The organism is Pantoea sp. FN0307 (assembly GCF_050113815.1).
GTDB classification, from domain to species: Bacteria; Pseudomonadota; Gammaproteobacteria; order Enterobacterales; family Enterobacteriaceae; genus Mixta; species Mixta alhagi.
Genome location: NZ_JBNJSO010000011.1, coordinates 56,817 through 72,796 on the forward strand (window position 1 = coordinate 56,817; position 15,980 = coordinate 72,796).

18 protein-coding genes are annotated in these 15,980 nt (G+C 55.4%); 4 read left to right on the forward strand and 14 right to left on the reverse strand.

What is annotated here, in order from left to right:
• Window positions 1-82: 82 nt before the first annotated feature.
• From ACQE3Z_RS20245 to ACQE3Z_RS20300, 12 genes are all read right to left on the reverse strand, one after another.
• Window positions 83-274, reverse strand: coding sequence for a type II toxin-antitoxin system HicA family toxin (locus ACQE3Z_RS20245; protein WP_426975170.1), 192 nt, complete (start codon window positions 272-274; stop codon window positions 83-85).
• A 20-nt stretch (window positions 275-294) separates the two neighbouring features.
• On the reverse strand, window positions 295-870 hold the full coding sequence (locus ACQE3Z_RS20250) for an RcnB family protein (RefSeq protein ID WP_426975171.1): 576 nt from the start codon (window positions 868-870) through the stop codon (window positions 295-297).
• Between the two features lie 294 nt (window positions 871-1,164).
• The gene (locus tag ACQE3Z_RS20255; RefSeq protein ID WP_426975172.1) at window positions 1,165-1,503 is read right to left on the reverse strand and encodes a DUF1493 family protein; all 339 of its coding nucleotides are present in this window, start codon (window positions 1,501-1,503) and stop codon (window positions 1,165-1,167) included.
• Complete coding sequence (locus ACQE3Z_RS20260) at window positions 1,497-1,955, reverse strand: STM2901 family protein (protein WP_426975173.1); 459 nt, start codon at window positions 1,953-1,955, stop codon at window positions 1,497-1,499. Before ACQE3Z_RS20260 ends, ACQE3Z_RS20255 begins: the two co-directional genes overlap by 7 nt.
• 232 nt (window positions 1,956-2,187) lie before the next feature.
• Window positions 2,188-2,955 carry a class I SAM-dependent methyltransferase gene (locus tag ACQE3Z_RS20265; protein WP_426975174.1) on the reverse strand — a complete coding sequence of 256 codons (768 nt, stop codon included), beginning with the start codon at window positions 2,953-2,955 and terminating at the stop codon, window positions 2,188-2,190.
• 101 nt (window positions 2,956-3,056) lie between these two features.
• Window positions 3,057-4,067: an SIS domain-containing protein gene (locus tag ACQE3Z_RS20270; protein WP_426975175.1), complete on the reverse strand. Its 1,011-nt coding sequence runs from the start codon at window positions 4,065-4,067 to the stop codon at window positions 3,057-3,059.
• 18 nt (window positions 4,068-4,085) lie between these two features.
• Window positions 4,086-5,147, reverse strand: a complete 1,062-nt coding sequence (locus tag ACQE3Z_RS20275) for an SIS domain-containing protein (RefSeq protein ID WP_426975176.1) — start codon at window positions 5,145-5,147, stop codon at window positions 4,086-4,088.
• A gap of 10 nt (window positions 5,148-5,157) precedes the next feature.
• A complete protein-coding gene (locus ACQE3Z_RS20280) occupies window positions 5,158-5,985 on the reverse strand; it encodes a PTS system mannose/fructose/sorbose family transporter subunit IID (RefSeq protein ID WP_426975196.1) in 828 nt (275 codons plus the stop codon).
• Window positions 5,975-6,751 (reverse strand): PTS mannose/fructose/sorbose/N-acetylgalactosamine transporter subunit IIC, encoded by a 777-nt coding sequence (locus tag ACQE3Z_RS20285; RefSeq protein ID WP_085068153.1) that lies wholly within the window; start codon window positions 6,749-6,751, stop codon window positions 5,975-5,977. Before ACQE3Z_RS20285 ends, ACQE3Z_RS20280 begins: the two co-directional genes overlap by 11 nt.
• A gap of 14 nt (window positions 6,752-6,765) precedes the next feature.
• Window positions 6,766-7,236, reverse strand: coding sequence for a PTS sugar transporter subunit IIB (locus ACQE3Z_RS20290; RefSeq protein ID WP_250651703.1), 471 nt, complete (start codon window positions 7,234-7,236; stop codon window positions 6,766-6,768).
• A gap of 15 nt (window positions 7,237-7,251) precedes the next feature.
• A complete protein-coding gene (locus tag ACQE3Z_RS20295; RefSeq protein WP_426975177.1) occupies window positions 7,252-7,674 on the reverse strand; it encodes a PTS sugar transporter subunit IIA in 423 nt (140 codons plus the stop codon).
• Between the two features lie 90 nt (window positions 7,675-7,764).
• The gene (locus ACQE3Z_RS20300; protein WP_426975197.1) at window positions 7,765-10,521 is read right to left on the reverse strand and encodes a sigma 54-interacting transcriptional regulator; all 2,757 of its coding nucleotides are present in this window, start codon (window positions 10,519-10,521) and stop codon (window positions 7,765-7,767) included.
• 202 nt (window positions 10,522-10,723) lie between these two features.
• On the opposite strand from ACQE3Z_RS20300, the gene ACQE3Z_RS20305 reads away from it, so the two are divergent.
• Window positions 10,724-11,731 (forward strand): lytic transglycosylase domain-containing protein, encoded by a 1,008-nt coding sequence (locus ACQE3Z_RS20305; RefSeq protein ID WP_426975178.1) that lies wholly within the window; start codon window positions 10,724-10,726, stop codon window positions 11,729-11,731.
• Between the two features lie 53 nt (window positions 11,732-11,784).
• Here ACQE3Z_RS20305 and ACQE3Z_RS20310 read toward each other — a convergent pair whose 3' ends face one another.
• Both ACQE3Z_RS20310 and ACQE3Z_RS20315 read right to left on the reverse strand, forming a co-directional pair.
• Window positions 11,785-12,897, reverse strand: coding sequence for a hypothetical protein (locus ACQE3Z_RS20310; RefSeq protein ID WP_426975179.1), 1,113 nt, complete (start codon window positions 12,895-12,897; stop codon window positions 11,785-11,787).
• A complete protein-coding gene (locus ACQE3Z_RS20315; protein ID WP_426975180.1) occupies window positions 12,897-13,706 on the reverse strand; it encodes a hypothetical protein in 810 nt (269 codons plus the stop codon). The genes ACQE3Z_RS20310 and ACQE3Z_RS20315 overlap by 1 nt, the downstream gene beginning before the upstream one ends.
• A gap of 466 nt (window positions 13,707-14,172) precedes the next feature.
• On the opposite strand from ACQE3Z_RS20315, the gene ACQE3Z_RS20320 reads away from it, so the two are divergent.
• From ACQE3Z_RS20320 to ACQE3Z_RS20330, 3 genes are all read left to right on the forward strand, one after another.
• Window positions 14,173-15,165, forward strand: a complete 993-nt coding sequence (locus ACQE3Z_RS20320; protein WP_426975181.1) for a sigma 54-interacting transcriptional regulator — start codon at window positions 14,173-14,175, stop codon at window positions 15,163-15,165.
• 140 nt (window positions 15,166-15,305) lie between these two features.
• On the forward strand, window positions 15,306-15,545 hold the full coding sequence (locus ACQE3Z_RS20325) for a hypothetical protein (protein WP_426975182.1): 240 nt from the start codon (window positions 15,306-15,308) through the stop codon (window positions 15,543-15,545).
• Between the two features lie 67 nt (window positions 15,546-15,612).
• Window positions 15,613-15,978, forward strand: a complete 366-nt coding sequence (locus tag ACQE3Z_RS20330; protein ID WP_426975183.1) for an EscI/YscI/HrpB family type III secretion system inner rod protein — start codon at window positions 15,613-15,615, stop codon at window positions 15,976-15,978.
• The last annotated feature ends 2 nt before the right edge of the window (window positions 15,979-15,980 follow it).

Sequence of the window (15,980 nt, forward strand, 5' to 3'; positions counted from 1 at the left end):
AGGGCTGTAAGTTTTTCGGTTAAAGCAAGAATCCCGCCGGGCTGCGGTCTGTTAACGTACGGATAACTCGCGCTCCAGCAGATCAACAATGAACTGATTTCCTGGTATTCCCGAGTTGAAATTTCCGGCGTGAGCCGCTGCTTTTCTTAACGACACCGCCTACTGCTTCTATAAGCGATATAATGTCGTCCCATTTGACGCCCGCTTTTGGCGGCTCCGTCATTATGTCATTAAATAAAGGCTTAAGGTTACGGGAACAAAAAACGGCCAGCATCGCTGCTGGCCGGTAATTGATTAATGGAAGAAAATATCGCCCGATCTGGCTTTAATAATTTTGCCGTCCGCTTTGGAAATCAGCACATAGTTACCGCCCATATAGGTCCAGTGGCTGTCAGCATCCGGCGCAGGCAGGTGGCGCTTTTGCCATTCGGTAATCTCGTAGGTCTTTGTCCGATACTTTTCCGGCACCACCGAACCAATAGTGTAGCGCTGCGCATCGCTAAAGAATTCGGTTACCTCGTAAGGCTCTTTCGGCTGCTGCTGAGCCGTATCCGGCGTTGCGGCATCAGGCGTTGCCGGCTCAACCTGTGGTTGAGTCTGGGCAGGCTCCTGCGGCACGGTGGATGCTGGCGCATCCTGAGTTTGTCCCTGAGTCGGATCCTGTTGAGCTGGCGTTTGCGGCACGCCCTGATTCGGATCCTGCTGGGCTGGCGTTTGCGGCACGCCCTGATTCGGATCCTGCTGGGCTGGCGTTTGCGGCACGGTTTCCGCCGGAGCGGTCTGCGGCTCTCCTTCCGCATGGGTAACAGAAGTAAATGCCAGCGCGCCGATCAATGCGCCCGAAAATAAAATCTTAGTGGTGTTACGCATAGTGTCTCCTGATTTCCCTGCCCTGTTGTTGCGGGCGCTTATTCTTAGTGACAACAAATTAACCCTGGTTACGCCAGCAGGCACAACTTTTATTGTGAACTTTGTTGTCAAAGAGCGACCTTGATCCGGCTGTAAACCGCAGACTGCGGGCTGCCTGACCGGTTGCTGAGGCGGTATTTTCAGACGCAGGATATCACTGGCTTTGAATAGTGGTTTGCTCAACGGCGGAAACAGGCAAGATATGGCAACGCATCAGATCAAAAAAACCACTGGCTGGGCTACCTGCACGCGAAGCTAATCATACAACCAGCGACCCGCCCTGGCGGATTCTGCAAACATTTTTACCGTCAATGGTTTTCTGTTTGCAATTACTGACGCCCTGAAATTACGCCCTTTGAAAACACGGGTAGTTAATGGCAGGTTTTCCCAGGGAAAGTAGTTGCGCATATCCAAAGCAGAAATATCAACACCATATTTGTTACTGTAATCACTAATCACATAAGGTAATTCATCGGCTGGCGCATAATCCTGTAACAATGTTTCCAGCTCAAGCGGAACCGTCTGGAGCTTTCGGTTAACTTGCCTGGATAATTCACCACGAAAAAATGCCAGTATCTCTGTGTCACTTACCAAATTTTATCTCCTCCTCTGGCAAGATAATTATATTTTTTTATAGTCTGGAATGTAATTACAGAAACATCACTTGCGAGTATAACCCATCCGACAATCGGAATGGCTCTGCCGACAAACGTACCGATTTTATGTGTCATGAGAATTTTCAGGCGATGAGGCGGGTACCCGCCGACGACAGAAGGAAGCTCCAGCCCCCATGGAAACTGCGCATTACCAAACACTTTTCTTGCTCCACGTGATGCTAAAGATGTGCCCGGCGTGGCATTAGCAAATTTTCCACGGGTCGACAAAATATTAAGGCCGGTAACAATGGAAATAATAGCGCCGAAATCCTGAACGCCGAGTTGATCCGCTACATTCTCGCAAAATATCATGAACAGTAATTCACTGGCTGAAAGATTAGATCTTCCTGCATAAAAGTAGGTTCCGTTAAGTTCCTCTGTGGTATCCATTCCCGTGCTCTCCCTGTAAACTCTCCCTTATCCAGATGCCGACTATAACGCGCCACAGCAGCCGACTCTGCTGTGATTATTTATATTTGTGGCAAATGCCAATAATCCATTGGCCGGTACAATAGCGAATATTGCAATATCCCCATCCTGACCACCCCTACCCGTGATAGCATCTGTATAAGCACAGAACGCTGGCACCGGCAGTATGGGCGAGTGCGCCGCCCGCCGCGTTTCAGGCTTTGCGTGAGCAGCAGACGATATAATTCATATTATGCCGCTGCGCATGGAAATAACGCAGCATGCCCAGAAAGCGCTGGCGGTTTTCCCGGTTCTTCAGGCCATTAAATATAATCTTCACGGTTCTTAATAGCCCTTCATCTTTCATCATGCCGCGTGGCGACATCAGCGACATTTTACCGTTATGGGTTTGCACCTGACTAAAGCCGCTCTGCAGGAACATTTGCTGCCAGCTCTCTTTGCTCATCGGACTAACGTTAGATTTCACTACCTGCTGTAGCCGGGAATCCGCGCTGGCCGGTAGCTGCCCCTGCGTTAACATAATATCGTGGGTTAACAAACAGCCGCCGGGCTTTAATACACGATAATACTCCTGCACCAGACGCTGTTTCGCCTTATCCGCATACATGGTGAGCATGGCTTCATTGATCACCATATCAAAACTGTTATCCGGGAAAGGAAGATGGTGCGCATTGGCTTCGCTGACCTGGATACGCTCGCTAAGGCCAGCGGCGGCGACATTTTCACGCGCTTTGCTTAGCGCCTGCTTGTCCATATCCACGGCGTGTACATAGCAGCCAAAGCGCGAAACCAGTTCAATAGCCGTGGTGCCCATATTACAGGCGATTTCCAGTACCCGGCTCTGTTCATTTAGCCCGGCATGCGCCATCAGCCATTCGGTCGCCTCTGTGCCGCCGGGACGCAGCCGGGTTTTTCCCAGGCTGGCCAGAAAGGTATGTCCTGCTTTATTACTCTCAGACATCATTATTTCACTCAAAAAAAAGATGCATATATTATGCATCTTAGTCAGAGTGAAGTTAAGCCGAAAGCCGTGCTCACCTGCCCCAGAAAGGGCAATGGGCATTAATAATCAAACTGGCGGTAATAGCGGCGGATATTAAGATCGTGTCCGGTATATTTCTCAAAATGTGCCGCCAGGCGATCCACCAGCAGCGTGGAAGCAACGCAAGGGGCGACAATCCAGCGGAAAGCGTCATCTATTCCATTGAGGCGATAATCGCGTGGATCGATCACTACCACACAATCGCTGATTTTACGGGCAAAGGCTTCTACCCGATCGTCCAGCGTGCGGCATGTACCTTCGCCTTTTACCAGGAACAGCGGCACCTCTTTCTCCAGCAGCTCCAGCGTGCCGTGAAAGAATTCCGCCGAGCTTACCGATTTGGTGCGCTTCCACTGCATCTCTTCCAGAATACACATTGAGAAAAGGTAGACCTCGCCCCACATCTCCGCGCCGCCGATCCACATCATATAGTCGCGGTCATGGTACTTACGGGCGATCTCATCGGCCTGTGGGTCAAAATCACGTTTGGCCTGCAGCAGATTTTCCGGCAGCAGCTCCAGCTGGCTAGCGAAGCGCTCATAGTCGGCAAACTCGCCGTTTAGCGCCACCAGCCGGAAAAACAGCCAGTAAAGCAGCATATATTCATATTCCACCCCATTTTTATGGCGCATCGGAATATGCCATGTAGCATTGTTGGCCAGCGGCGAATCTTGATTTTTAGTAATCGCTACCACGCGAATACCCTGTGCTTTACACCATTGCGCAATGGCGACTGATTCTTTGGTATCACCCGATTTAGAAAGCGTAATCACCACAGAATCTTTATTTAATTTCTTATTGCCCTTATTAATTAATTCCGCCGCCTGCTCGGTATATATCGGCAGCGAAGTACACTCTTTTGCAAACTCATTGATTGCCATCATAGGCGCCAGCGAGCCGCCTACCGAGGCGAAAAACAGATTGCTGTAACCTGCCTGATGAATATTTTCCGCTACCTGTTCGGCAATTTTACGCGCAGCGATGATCTCACGAGCACTGTTCAGGTACTCGTCCTGGTTAAAACCCAACATATTTTTTCTCCTGAGGAATTAAATTTTGCTTTGCAGCACCTTGTCGAAATCGTCAAATATCCGCACGCTTAAATTAATGCCTTTAAGCATGGCAACCCGATAAGCCATTATTTGTACCGGCACGATTAATAACAGCGGTGCCAGTAAAGGATCGATGGGGAAATTCAGTCCCAGCTGACTTTCACTGCTTTCACCCTGGGCGCTGAGGGTAAAGGCCGCTTTAACGTGTAGACGCATATAGTCACGCAGGGCGGCAAGGCGTGGATGCGGCGCATCTTCAATAAACAGCAGCAGATGCTCATGATTGGCCTCCAGGTAGGGGCCATGCATGTAGGCTTCCAGTTCAAAACCGCTTGATGGGCAGCGCACCGTCTCGGTGAACTTGGTTTCGAACTCCTTCGCTACGCCCACCAGCCCGCCGTAGCTGATGGCGACATAGCGCGGTGCGGCAGCCAGCACCGCCTGATGGCGCGTAATGAAATCATCGGTGCGGCGTATCACCTCCGGCAGCCGCTGCGCCATGTTACGTAGCGCGTTCAACGTCTTGTCGCGGGCACGGGCATCCAGTGTTCCCTGCGTTTCTGCGGCCAGCAGCACGATCAACAGCAAATTCAAAACCGTGGCGCTAAAGCCCAGAGTCACAAAGCCAACCGGCTCGATGCCGCAGTTAATATCCAGCACCGCATCAGCTTCGCGCGCCAGCGGGCTGGTGCAGTCGGCGGTCAGGCAGTAAACCTTGCGGCCCGCTGCCTGCACCTTACGCTGCGCCTCCAGCGTCGAGTGGCTTTTACCGCTCTGCGACAGGGCGATTACCCAGTCGGTCGCCTCATCAAACCGCTCATAGTGGGTAAAGGGATACGGCTCCCTGATCTCTACCTGAATATTCGCCCACTGGCTGAAGGCGAAAGCGGCGCACTGCGCGGCATTCAGCGACGATCCGGTTGCCAGAATCAGCAGTCGCCGCACCGCTCCCTGCGCCAGCAATCCCGACGCCGGCGCCAGCTTTTGCGGATACTCATCTAAAATACGCGCCAGCACTTCCGGTTCGCGCTTGATACAGTCCATCATCGTGACCGACATCGCTATCTCCTCAGAACAGACCAATCCATGAACCCAGGATGCCGACCAGCGCCATCCCGCCAATAATCGCCAGCGGCTGTACCTTTTTGCCCAACAGCCAGTAGACAATGCCAAAACTCAGCAGCGGCAGCAGACAAGGCATAATGTCGTCAATAATTCCCTGCACCTGGGTTTTCGCTTCGCCCGCGCCGAAGGTCACAGGAATAGTGATATCGATCATTGAGGCGGTCATTGCGCCCACCACCATCAGACCGATAATCGAAGCGCCGTAGGTCAGGCTTTCCATCATCCCGCTTTTCTGGACGCGCTGAAGCACGCCGGTGCCCAGCACATATCCCCAGCGGGTAAATAGCCAGCGCACCAGAATATGCGGCACGTTGAAGATCAGCACAAACAGGATCGGCCCCAGGATATTGCCTTTCAGCGCCAGGCTGGTACCGATGCCGGTGGCGATCAGCCGCAGCGTCCCCCAGAAAAAGGAGTCGCCCAGCCCGGCCAGTGGCCCCATCAGCGACGCTTTGACGTTATCGATCGACGCGCTGTCCAGCCCGTCACCGTTGCGGTTTTTCTCCTCCATCGCGGCGGTAATGCCGAGGATCAGCGTGACGATATGCGGCGTGGTGTTAAAGAAAACCAGATGGCGTTTTAGCGCGCTCACCAGATCCTCATGGCGCGTGTAGAGCTTTTTTAGCACCGGCATCATGGCGTAGACAAAGGCCAGGTTCATCTGCCGCTCATAGTTCCAGGAGAACTCCATCTGGAAAGAGCGCCAGAAGACGCGGCGCAGGTCGCGCGGCGTAATCTGCGGCTCCGCCTGTGGTTCGTTATCAGAAATCATCTTCGTCATCGTTCACTCCTTCTGCCGTTGAGGCGCGCTGAACCGGCTGCTGCGTCATATTGACCATCACCACCGCGACAATTGCGCCGAGGATGGCAATGCCGGTCACCGGGATCTTGAGATAGGCCATCAGCACAAAGCCGAGGAAAAAGTAAGGCGCGACCTTTTTGTTGATCAGCAGCCGCGCCAGCATGGCGAAGCCGAGCGCCGGGATCAGGCCGGTCGCTACGCTCAGTCCATGCTTGATAAACTCAGGAATTGCGTCGAGCAGGCTTTTTACCGCGCCGCTGCCTACCAGAAAGGAGACGGTGACAATGGTCGCCAGCATTAACGACAGACCGAAGCCCGCCAGCAGATGCATACGCTCAATGCCGCCGGTGTTGCCTTGCTCCGCATACAGATCCGCCTTATGGCTGAGCGTGGGGATAAACAGCCCCAGATAGATATTTTTCAGCACCAGCGTCAGCGTGGCGATCGGCAGGCCGAGCAGCAGCGCCGTTTCAGTACCTGCGCCGGAGGTAATGGCGAAGGCCACGCCAAGAATGCCACCGGTTACCACATCAGGCGGAATCGAAGCGCCAACCGAGAAAGAGCCGATAAACGCCAGCTCCAGCGTCGCGCCCATGATCACGCCGGTTTGCACATCGCCCAGCACCAGGCCGGTCAACAAACCGGTGACGATGGGCCTGGAGAGCAGTGAGGTGCCTAAGGCATATTCAGACTGGGCGATAAACGCCACCAGCCCCAACAACAATGCTTCTGTCATCATCGCTCCCCGCGCTACAGCGCTTCGCTAAACAGCTGTTTGCGGTCGCCCGGCACCTGGCGGATCTCAATCTCTTTGCCCGCCTGAACCAGCGCCTCCAGCAGCGAAATTTCATCCGGCAATACATTGATCGCTTTAGAAATATTGCGGCTGCCCTCTTTGGCCTTGATTCCGCCAAGATTAATGCTGGTGATCTCCGGTACCGCCGTGGCCAGTCGCCAGGCATCGTTCACCGACTCCACCACAATAAACAGCTTATATTTGTCGGTGACGCCGCTTTTGATCGCCTCAATGGCGTCGTCGATATTTTTAATCACCAGCTTTACCGCAGGCGGCTTAGCGAGCTTGATGGTGGTTTTGCGCAACTCATCGTTGGGCACACTGTCATTGGCGATCAAAATGCAATCGGCGCCAATATATTGCGTCCAGGAAAAGGCGACCTGGCCATGCAGCAGTCGATGATCGACCCGTAAGAGCTTTATCATTGTTATCCTCCTCGCTCAGAAATCTTTATCCACGCAGCTGGCGCTGCTAATGGTGTGATTGCAGTACTGCATTCCCGCGCGGGCGTTGCTCAACGCTTCGTTTATCAGCGCTATCGCGGGCTCGTCGGGCGACGCAATCAGCATCTCAATCACCAGCGGCAGGTTTAATCCGGCCAGCAGATGAAAATCGGGCCGATGCAGATAGCGAATAAATTCGTTATTCACGCTGCCGGCGAAAATATCGGTGATGACGATCAGTTCATCCTGCGGCGTAAACGCAGCCATCAGGCTATCGACCTGGCGGGTTAAATCGTCGTTTTCATCTACGTAGGCGCACAGCGCATGCAGATGCGGCTGTTCTCCGAGAATTAGCTCAACGGATTGACGGATGCCGGCGGCAAAAGAGCCGTGGCTGGCAAAAATGTAGTGACGTTTCATCCTGACCTCATCAAGCGGTTCCACGCGTTAATAAGAGCAAGCGGCGTGCCAGGAATAGTGGCGCGCCGCGTCATGCACAGAGAAGAGAGACTAAAACGCTTGATCGGACGGGATAAATTCAGTTTCGCGGTGCAGAATATCGTGGATGTAATGCAGCTCGGCGTCGGGAATTTTGACACTATAGCTGGCCTCAATGACACTAAACGCCTCGCGCAGCGCGTTAAGCTGCTGAGACGGACGCTGCGTTCCGCTGTAGCGTTGGATCGCCGCCTGACGGATCAGCCGTTCGATCAAGCAGCTGATATGTATATAAAGCGCCACCTTACGATCGTTGGTTAGCCTCAGTCCGGCAAGATGCTCATAGCGCAGCAAAAACTGCTCCACCTGATTGATCACTTTACTGGTATCAAGAATGGTCACCGACTCAATTACCCGTCGCAGCGAGAAGTTTTTCACCAGCTGGTTATTGATCTCTTCTACCTGTTCAGCGCTGGTTAGCGCCCCGAACAGCGCCCTCAGCGTGGCGCTGCCTGTGCCGGAGATCAGCGACTCCAGTGAAATCCACGGCACCGGCAGATGCGGATCGATCGTGCCGACCACCGCCAACACCTCGTAGCGCGCCAGCAGCGGTTCACGCTGTGCGCGATCGGTGAGACTGCTGTAATCGCAGGCGACCATCTCAATCGCCAGCGTCTCCGGGATGCTGGCCTTTAGCAGCGCACTCAGGTTATTGGCCGCGCCCAGGCCGGTCGCGCAGGTGGTAACGATCGCCCGTGGTTTATTCCGTACCGGCCAGATAAGCTGATGCTCAACCGGCAGATCCTCCGCCACGTCGCTCACTATCGCTTCAGGCAGATCGCCACGCAGAATGCGCTCGCCCACGTAAAGCGCCATACGCGTCGAGACGTTATTGATAATCGCCACCGGCGTGGTGATATGGCGATGAAAGTGTTGATAAATGGCGTTCAGCGAGCCCATATCCACCAAAATTATCAGCCCGGACGCCAGCGCGTTGCGCTCGATATAGTGCATCACTTCGCTGGCGATCGCTTCCGGCGTCACGTCCAGCGGCATATCAAAAGATTCAAACAGGTTGCTTTTCAGCAGACGGTTCGCCACGTTGGCGATGCTGCTGGCGGTGGCGTAGCCGTGTGCCAGAATTACCGCCCGCGTGACCTGTTTCTGGCTCAGCACGCCGGTTTTCTGTAACCAGAGGATCAGCAGCAGCGCATCAATACGCTGTGGATGCAGATCAAGCTTATGGGTTACCGCTGCCAGCACCTCGTGACAGAAACCACAGAGCAGCGGATAGCGCTGTTCCAGGCTGTGAGAGAGCTGCCGGATCAGTTCCGCGTTAAGGCGGGCAGGCGTTTCGCTGGCGCGATGCAGCAGATAGTGGCTCAGCGCATAGATGCAGTTGCCGTTAAACTGCAGGCTAAAGCGCTTTTCCAGCTGATAAAACGCTTCACGCACCTGGCTGCTGGTCAGCAGCAGCATGGAAGATTCCTGCTGATCGCGATGGGTAAAAATAAGCTGGTCGAACAGGCTTTCAATTTCATTGCCCATGCGTTTTTCCATTTCTTCCCACGTCAGCTTTCCGCTGCGCCAGCTTTCAAACAGCGACAGCACGCCGAGCTGCGCATCCTGAATCAGCAGCCGCGCGCTATCCTGTTGACGCAGCAGCCAGGGCAGCGCAACTGTCCGATCGATCACCAGCGGCTCCGCCTGCGTCTCTTCAATGGCTGGCAATTGCGCCATCACCGTTTCTGGCAGATCGTGCAGGGTGATCTCGATCGTCTCGCGGTTCCTCTGCCGCGCCCAGGCGGAAGCAACGCTATATTTCACCGCGTTTTTCATCTCCCCTACGTTGCCGCGCCAGATATGATTTCCCAGTGCGGTAATCAGCCGGGGGCTCAGCCGTAACCGCCCACCGACTTTCTGCGCCTCGCGCCAGAAAAACTGCATCATCAGCGCCTGCTTCTCCTGCGGGCTGCGGCTTGCCAGATCGGGCAGCGTCACCTGAATGGGTATACGGCGAATAAAGGTGATCAGGAAAGTGCTGTGCACCTCCTCGGTGGTGGCGAAGATCAGCCGCGTCTGCACCCGCTGTCCCTGCGCGGTTTCACCCAGCCGGTAGATCTCCCCGCGATCGAGCCAGGTAAACAGCTTTTCCTGTCCTTCCGGATGCAGGCGGTGAACCTCATCAAGAAACAGAATGCCGCCGTGCGCCGCCTCAAACGCGCCCGCCCTGTCGTTAACCGCGCCGGTAAATGCGCCCTTTACATAGCCGAACAGGTTAGCGGTCAGCAGCTCCGGGTTGCTGGCATACTGGGCGCAGTTGAAGTTGATAAAGGGCGCATCGGGCGCGATAACCTGCTGGCCAATGGCATACTCATGCAGCAGCTGTGCCATATAGCTTTTTCCGGTACCGCTGTCGCCGGTAATTAGCAGCGGCAGACCGCCGTCGGGATAAAACAGCGCGGTTTTTAACTGTTCGATGGGCTTTTTCAGGCTGCCGTCATGACCAATCAGCAGGGCAAAATGATCAGCCTGCGGTGCAGGCTCGCCCTCTTCCGCCAGCAGCTCGGCGACGCTGGCATATTCGTTGCGCGACAGTGGAAAGAACTGTTGCTCAAAGCTGGCTTTATGCAGAAAGCAAACCGGACGACCGTTAATTTTTATCAGCTCGCCCTGCACCACCAGCTGGTTAAGATAGTGGCTGGCAGTATTACGCTGCATGGCAAAGCGCTGTGCCAGCCAGGCGGCGGTAAACACTTCACTGACCTGCTGCGGATCAAAAAAATCGGTCTGATTAATTAAGAAGTTCAGTAGTTTATCTTTACGCATCATGATTTCCCCGGTTTACAACGCAAGGCTATGATGCCGCGAAGTCAGCCGCTGCAACCGCAACCGCGCCGGGGAATTACTGTTTTGTGGGATGCCGCACAGAGTGAAGCTCGACTTACGTATGAACTTGCATCCTGACAGGAACCAACCGCCTTATCGCGCCACTTAACAGACTGACCCCCTAAGCGATAAGGATGAACTAATGATCACACTACCTGGAGCGCTAAGCCCAACTCAAACCCTCACGCCGCCTGATCTGAACGGCCTGTCAGATAAACTGCCGTTAATGAACAATGGCGCTTTTTCGCCTTCCGGCGGCATGACCGCAATCGATTTTGGTCAAAGCGGCAATAGCGGCACCGACCTTAATGCGCTGTTTGGCCAGAATGGCGGCGCCACGCAAGAGGCGCTAAATAATGAAATTGCTCAGACGCTGACTCAGCTGATTAGCGCGCTGCTTAACTCGCTGATGCCGCTGTTACAGCAGCTCACCGGCCAGCAAAACCAGCAGCAGAGTGGGCAACCCACCTCCGGTGGTGCCGGTGGCGGCATGCCGCAAAAGCTGGCTACGGGCGGCAATCCAGCACAGCCTATCGACGGTAGCAGCGCCGGACAAAACGCCCCAGCGCCAGGCGGCAATATAGCCAGCGCAGGTGGGCAGAACGGCTCGCCTGCCGGTACGGCAGCCACCAATGGCACTGGCCAGAGCGTGACACAATCAGGCGCCAGCGGGCTGCATCTGCCCGATGCGCTGAAGCCGTATGAAGGCGCGATACAGAATGCCGCAGCGAAAACCGGCGTGCCGGGCGAGGTACTGGCGGCGCAAATCTGGCAGGAGTCACGTGGCAGCCTGGGCGCCAGCACCGTTAACGGCGGCAACGGGTTACAGGACAGCGGCCTGATGCAGGTCAACAGCAATACCTTTGCCGACCTGCAGCGCAAAAATCCCGACCTGTTAGGGCCGAACGCTAACGCCAATAACCCAACGGATAACATCATGGCGGGCGCGCTCTATATGAAAGAGCAGCTCAACGCCTTTGACGGCAATATGGGCGCGGCGCTGCGGGCATATAATTCCGGTCCGCTTAACGTTAACGTGGATAATTTAAGTGATATCTCGAAAACCGGCACCGGCGACGCCACCTACGTCGATAAGGTCATGAACTTCTCCTCGATTATCAGTAGCGGCCAGGGCCAGCTGCCAGCCTGATAAAAAAAGTCCCTGCACATCGGGTGCAGGGACTTAAAACTGAGGTCCATTGCTCAGGAAAAAGGCGGTGGATCTTTTTTATTCTTATTAACATTTTCTAACACGATAGAAATGGTATCAGTCGCAGCGGTCACTGCCCAACCCACCGGACCACGCGCCGCGCTCATCGCCCCTTCCGCCAGACCTTTCAGCCCGCCAGTAAAGACCTCGCCCAGGGTTCGCGCCTCGCCGATATTGTTAAATACCGGTGCCAGCACTGATTTCAGAATCGGGATATTGGACAGCACGCGTCCAATCTCGCCCATTCCCCACTGGAAGTTATCTTTATTGGTGCCATCCTTACGCACGTGTGTATCCTTGGTCTGCGGCAGATTGCCATCGGCTGGCAGCGCGCTCAGTCCTTTTTCCGCAATATCCTTCAGCACACCTGCCTCGGTTCCGTGACGGGCATCGCCATCTTTAGTGATCCCTTCGATTTTGCCGTTGGTATGCACATCGCCGCGATCGCCGCCTTCACGATCTTTCAGCCCTTTGACGCTATTCAACACGCAGGCCATGTTATAAGCCGCATCCGCCCGGCTTTTGGGATCCGGGTTATCAGCGGTCCAGTCGCCGAAACGCTCCTTCAGCTGATCGCGTTTGATGTCTTTCTGATTACCCAAATTTTTCAGCACCGGGTTCTCATCCAGAATCTGCTCTGCGCTGCGGTTATCACCCGGCGGACGGCCAGTCAGGTTCTCCTCCGTTGGCCTGACGCTGATGTCATGCTCGCTGGCGCGCACCTGTCCTGCGCCTGCACCGCCCTGCGTCAATAGCGGTGAGGATGCCTGCAGCTCGTCGCCAGTCGCGCCGCTCTGAGCAGTTTGCTCTGCCTGCTGGCTTCCCGCCGACGAGAACAGCGTTTGCAACAGCGCCTGCAGGCCGATAAACATCATCAACCCTTGCAGCATCCCGCCGCTTTGCTGACCGCTGCCCGCCTGTAACGCGTCGCCGGACGCTTCACCCAGCAGCGGTGAATTAGCCGCCGCCCCGCCGTAGTTCAGCACGCCGCCGGTGCTTTTCAGCGTGCCGGGCTGTGCGCCTGCGTTTTCCGCGCCGCCAGGCTGCGGGCCGGGAAGTTCCGGTAAAAGGGGGACTGCTCCCCCTCCGTTAACGTTCAAGGCCATTATTTCACCCCGTTGTTAGATCCACCGCCCAACAGTGACATAATTGCGTTCAGTCCGGTCATTTGCAGCGCCGAGTTCAGCAGGTTACTCAGCATATTGCCGCCACCGGACTGCGCGTTGGTCTGGCCGCCAGCAGACTGACCGCCAGACTGCGCGCCAGCGCTGTTACCGCCGCCCTGCTGCATGCCCATCAACTGCTGCATCATCTGCATCATCTGCTGCATCATCTGCTGTAGCTGCTGGATCATGCCGTTAACGCCGCCCTGATTACCCTGTGCCGCCGGGCTACCGCCGGACTGCGTGCCCGCCTGCTGCAATGGGTTTTGCCCGCTGTCGCCGCCTTTCAGCATCTGCTGCAAGCCAAGCAGCATCAGCAGCTGCTGTAGCATCTGCGCAATGCCGCCGCCTTTACCGGCAGAAGAAAGCAGGCCGCCGTTCTGGCCGCCCGACGGTTGAGCCGTCAGGTTTTGTCCGCCAGCCGCCCCTGTACCCCCCGTTGCGCCCGCGCCGCCCAGCGCGCCAGGACCCAGCAGGCTCAGCGCGCCCGAACCGGCGTTCAGGCCGAAATCAAGCATATTGCCGCCGAGCTTGCCGCCTTTGCCATTCTTGCCATCAATGCCCTGGCCGTTGGTATTCGTACCGTTAGGGCTGTTGGTACCGTTAGTCGTGCCGTTGGTGCTGTTGGCATTGGTATTCATTCGTGGCCCGTTTGGTCCGATGTCCTGACGTCCTGCGCCGGTTACATCTGGCGGCGGCATGGTTGTTCTGCCTGCGCCACCACCACCTAAGCCACCTAATTTAAATCCCATACATCCTCCGGTTAAACGTTACGTTTATGAATGAATCGAGCATCCCAGGCCGCCCTGCGCTTACGCCGTACTGACATTTGTAACGGTATGGCAGGCTCTGGCTCACTTTGTAAGTGGCAGGGCAGAGAAAGGAGTTCCATCAAGTGCAACGAGAGATGTGGCGTAGTCCACAGACATAAAAAATTCATCTGATACCCCTGATAGCAAAGGCATCGCCACAAGCGGCACGGCGAAAGGGATTGGCGGCACGCGGTAAGGAAATCCTTACAACGCTGTTGTAAATCCCTACCAACTTATCAGCACAGACTGATAGCTGCGGCAGAACGTTATGGCAGAAAGTAAGGAAACCGAATGCTTTTGTAATTTTTTATGAACGAAATGCCATAAAAAAAACTTCACGATTACGTAAGACCGTCGACATCCCCCTACACGCAGCAAAATTTTATGTCGAGTCACTGGAGACATTATGGTTAAAGCGATTACTACCAGCACGCGCTGCCCCGCGCATGAGAGTCGGCGCACCAGCCATGCTGAGATCTCCCCTCTGCACCCTGCAACGTTGACGACCTGTAGCTTTCCGTCGACAGATATTCATGCGCATCTGCACAAGCTGGTGGATACCATTGCGCCGCTTAATGTCGATGTGCTGCTGGAAGGCGAAACCGGCACCGGCAAAGATACGCTGGCGCGGCGAATTTATGAAAGCTCCGGCTGTCGCGGCCCGCTGGTGCCGGTAAACTGCGGCGCGATCCCGGAAACTCTGGCGGAAAGCGAGCTGTTTGGCGTTGTCTCCGGCGCGTATACCGGCGCCAGCCATTCGCGTCCGGGCTATATCGAGGCCGCTAATAACGGCATTCTGTTTTTGGATGAGATCGACAGTATGCCGCTTATCGTGCAGGCCAAGCTGTTGCGTATGCTTGAGTCGCGCGCAATTGAGCGCCTGGGCAGTACCCGCTGCATTCCGCTTACGCTGCGCGTGATTGCCGCCGCCCAAACGCCGCTGGAGCAGTTGGTGGCAGAAGGGCGCTTTCGCCGCGATCTCTATTTTCGTCTGAATACCATTACGCTGGTCACGCCCACCGTGCGTTCGCGTCCTGAACTCATTATCCCGCTGTTTCGTCAGTTCACGCAGGATGCCGCCCAGCGGCTAAATCAACCGCTGCCGCCGCGCCAGCCCGGCCTGGACGAAGCGCTGCTGCTGCACAGCTGGCCGGGTAATATTCGCGAATTAAAAGCGGCGGCGGAACGCTTTGTGCTGGGTCTGCCGGTGTTGTGTCAGCAGGCGATCCCGCAGGCGGAGCCCATTATGCTGAAGGAGCGGTTGCGACGTATTGAGCGCAGCCTGATTGATGAATGTCTGCATCGTCACGGCAACCGCATTGATGAGGTGGTGCATGAGCTGGGCATTCCACGCCGCACCCTTTATCACCGTCTGAAACAGCTAAAGCTCAGCGCCTGATCCCTGCCCGCCGTCAGCCGACGGCGGTGTTTGTTTCTGTGGAAAAAAATTCTGCCTCTTTATGGAACCCGCCCGGTGCGCTCGCCACTCAATGATCGAAACCATCGCAGTACACCTTAAACCTTAACGAGGAAACAACCATGGGTATGACATCAGGTATCTCTAACATGATCACCGGCGGCGCCAGTTCATTGAGCCAAATTTCAGGCGCGCTGGGCGGTGCTGATTTTATGATGGAAATGCAGGGCGTACAGAGAGAGATGCAGCAGAACCAGGTGGCAAAGGCCAAGCTGGATGCAGAAAACCAGCGCATCAACGGTATCGCCGACAGTGCAGCCCAGGCTGGTTCAGCCGCAGCCCAGGTGAAGATCTCCTACTAAGCCGCGCGGGCGGGGAGGAGAACGCCACGCTCCTCCCTCTCTTTCCTTTAGCCGAAGAGCCGAACCGATGAAAGTCAATAATACCTCCCCTTCGCTGACCACCTCCGTGACGTTAGAAGCGGACGATGCCTCCTCGGAGGTGAATAAGTCGGATGCGCAGTGGTTCAGCGCGGCGCTGAATGCGCCTGAATCCTCCACGCCGGCGGGCGGCGCGCCCGATATTATCAGCAGCCTGACCGGTGCTATCAGCCGCAACCAACAGGCGCAGCAGAGCGCATTTCGCGATCTGGAAGTGGCTTCGCGCTCTACCAGCTCGCTGGACTTTAGCGCCGCCAACGCCGCGCTGTCGGACTATTACGTGCAGAGCCTGATGAACGCCAAAATTATCTCCAAAGGCGTGCAGAGCCTGGATAAATTAACCAACCTACAGTAAAC

Excerpts from the sequence above, each read along its gene's own strand:
- ACQE3Z_RS20245 (WP_426975170.1), bottom strand. The coding sequence starts at position 274 with ATGCTGGCCGTTTTTTGTTCCCGTAACCTTAAGCCTTTATTTAATGAC.
- ACQE3Z_RS20250 (WP_426975171.1), bottom strand. The coding sequence starts at position 870 with ATGCGTAACACCACTAAGATTTTATTTTCGGGCGCATTGATCGGCGCG.
- ACQE3Z_RS20260 (WP_426975173.1), bottom strand. The coding sequence starts at position 1,955 with ATGGATACCACAGAGGAACTTAACGGAACCTACTTTTATGCAGGAAGA.
- ACQE3Z_RS20265 (WP_426975174.1), bottom strand. The coding sequence starts at position 2,955 with ATGTCTGAGAGTAATAAAGCAGGACATACCTTTCTGGCCAGCCTGGGA.
- ACQE3Z_RS20270 (WP_426975175.1), bottom strand. The coding sequence starts at position 4,067 with ATGTTGGGTTTTAACCAGGACGAGTACCTGAACAGTGCTCGTGAGATC.
- ACQE3Z_RS20275 (WP_426975176.1), bottom strand. The coding sequence starts at position 5,147 with ATGTCGGTCACGATGATGGACTGTATCAAGCGCGAACCGGAAGTGCTG.
- ACQE3Z_RS20280 (WP_426975196.1), bottom strand. The coding sequence starts at position 5,985 with ATGATTTCTGATAACGAACCACAGGCGGAGCCGCAGATTACGCCGCGC.
- ACQE3Z_RS20285 (WP_085068153.1), bottom strand. The coding sequence starts at position 6,751 with ATGACAGAAGCATTGTTGTTGGGGCTGGTGGCGTTTATCGCCCAGTCT.
- ACQE3Z_RS20290 (WP_250651703.1), bottom strand. The coding sequence starts at position 7,236 with ATGATAAAGCTCTTACGGGTCGATCATCGACTGCTGCATGGCCAGGTC.
- ACQE3Z_RS20295 (WP_426975177.1), bottom strand. The coding sequence starts at position 7,674 with ATGAAACGTCACTACATTTTTGCCAGCCACGGCTCTTTTGCCGCCGGC.
- ACQE3Z_RS20300 (WP_426975197.1), bottom strand. The coding sequence starts at position 10,521 with ATGCGTAAAGATAAACTACTGAACTTCTTAATTAATCAGACCGATTTT.
- ACQE3Z_RS20305 (WP_426975178.1), top strand. The coding sequence starts at position 10,724 with ATGATCACACTACCTGGAGCGCTAAGCCCAACTCAAACCCTCACGCCG.
- ACQE3Z_RS20310 (WP_426975179.1), bottom strand. The coding sequence starts at position 12,897 with ATGGCCTTGAACGTTAACGGAGGGGGAGCAGTCCCCCTTTTACCGGAA.
- ACQE3Z_RS20315 (WP_426975180.1), bottom strand. The coding sequence starts at position 13,706 with ATGGGATTTAAATTAGGTGGCTTAGGTGGTGGTGGCGCAGGCAGAACA.
- ACQE3Z_RS20320 (WP_426975181.1), top strand. The coding sequence starts at position 14,173 with ATGGTTAAAGCGATTACTACCAGCACGCGCTGCCCCGCGCATGAGAGT.
- ACQE3Z_RS20325 (WP_426975182.1), top strand. The coding sequence starts at position 15,306 with ATGGGTATGACATCAGGTATCTCTAACATGATCACCGGCGGCGCCAGT.
- ACQE3Z_RS20330 (WP_426975183.1), top strand. The coding sequence starts at position 15,613 with ATGAAAGTCAATAATACCTCCCCTTCGCTGACCACCTCCGTGACGTTA.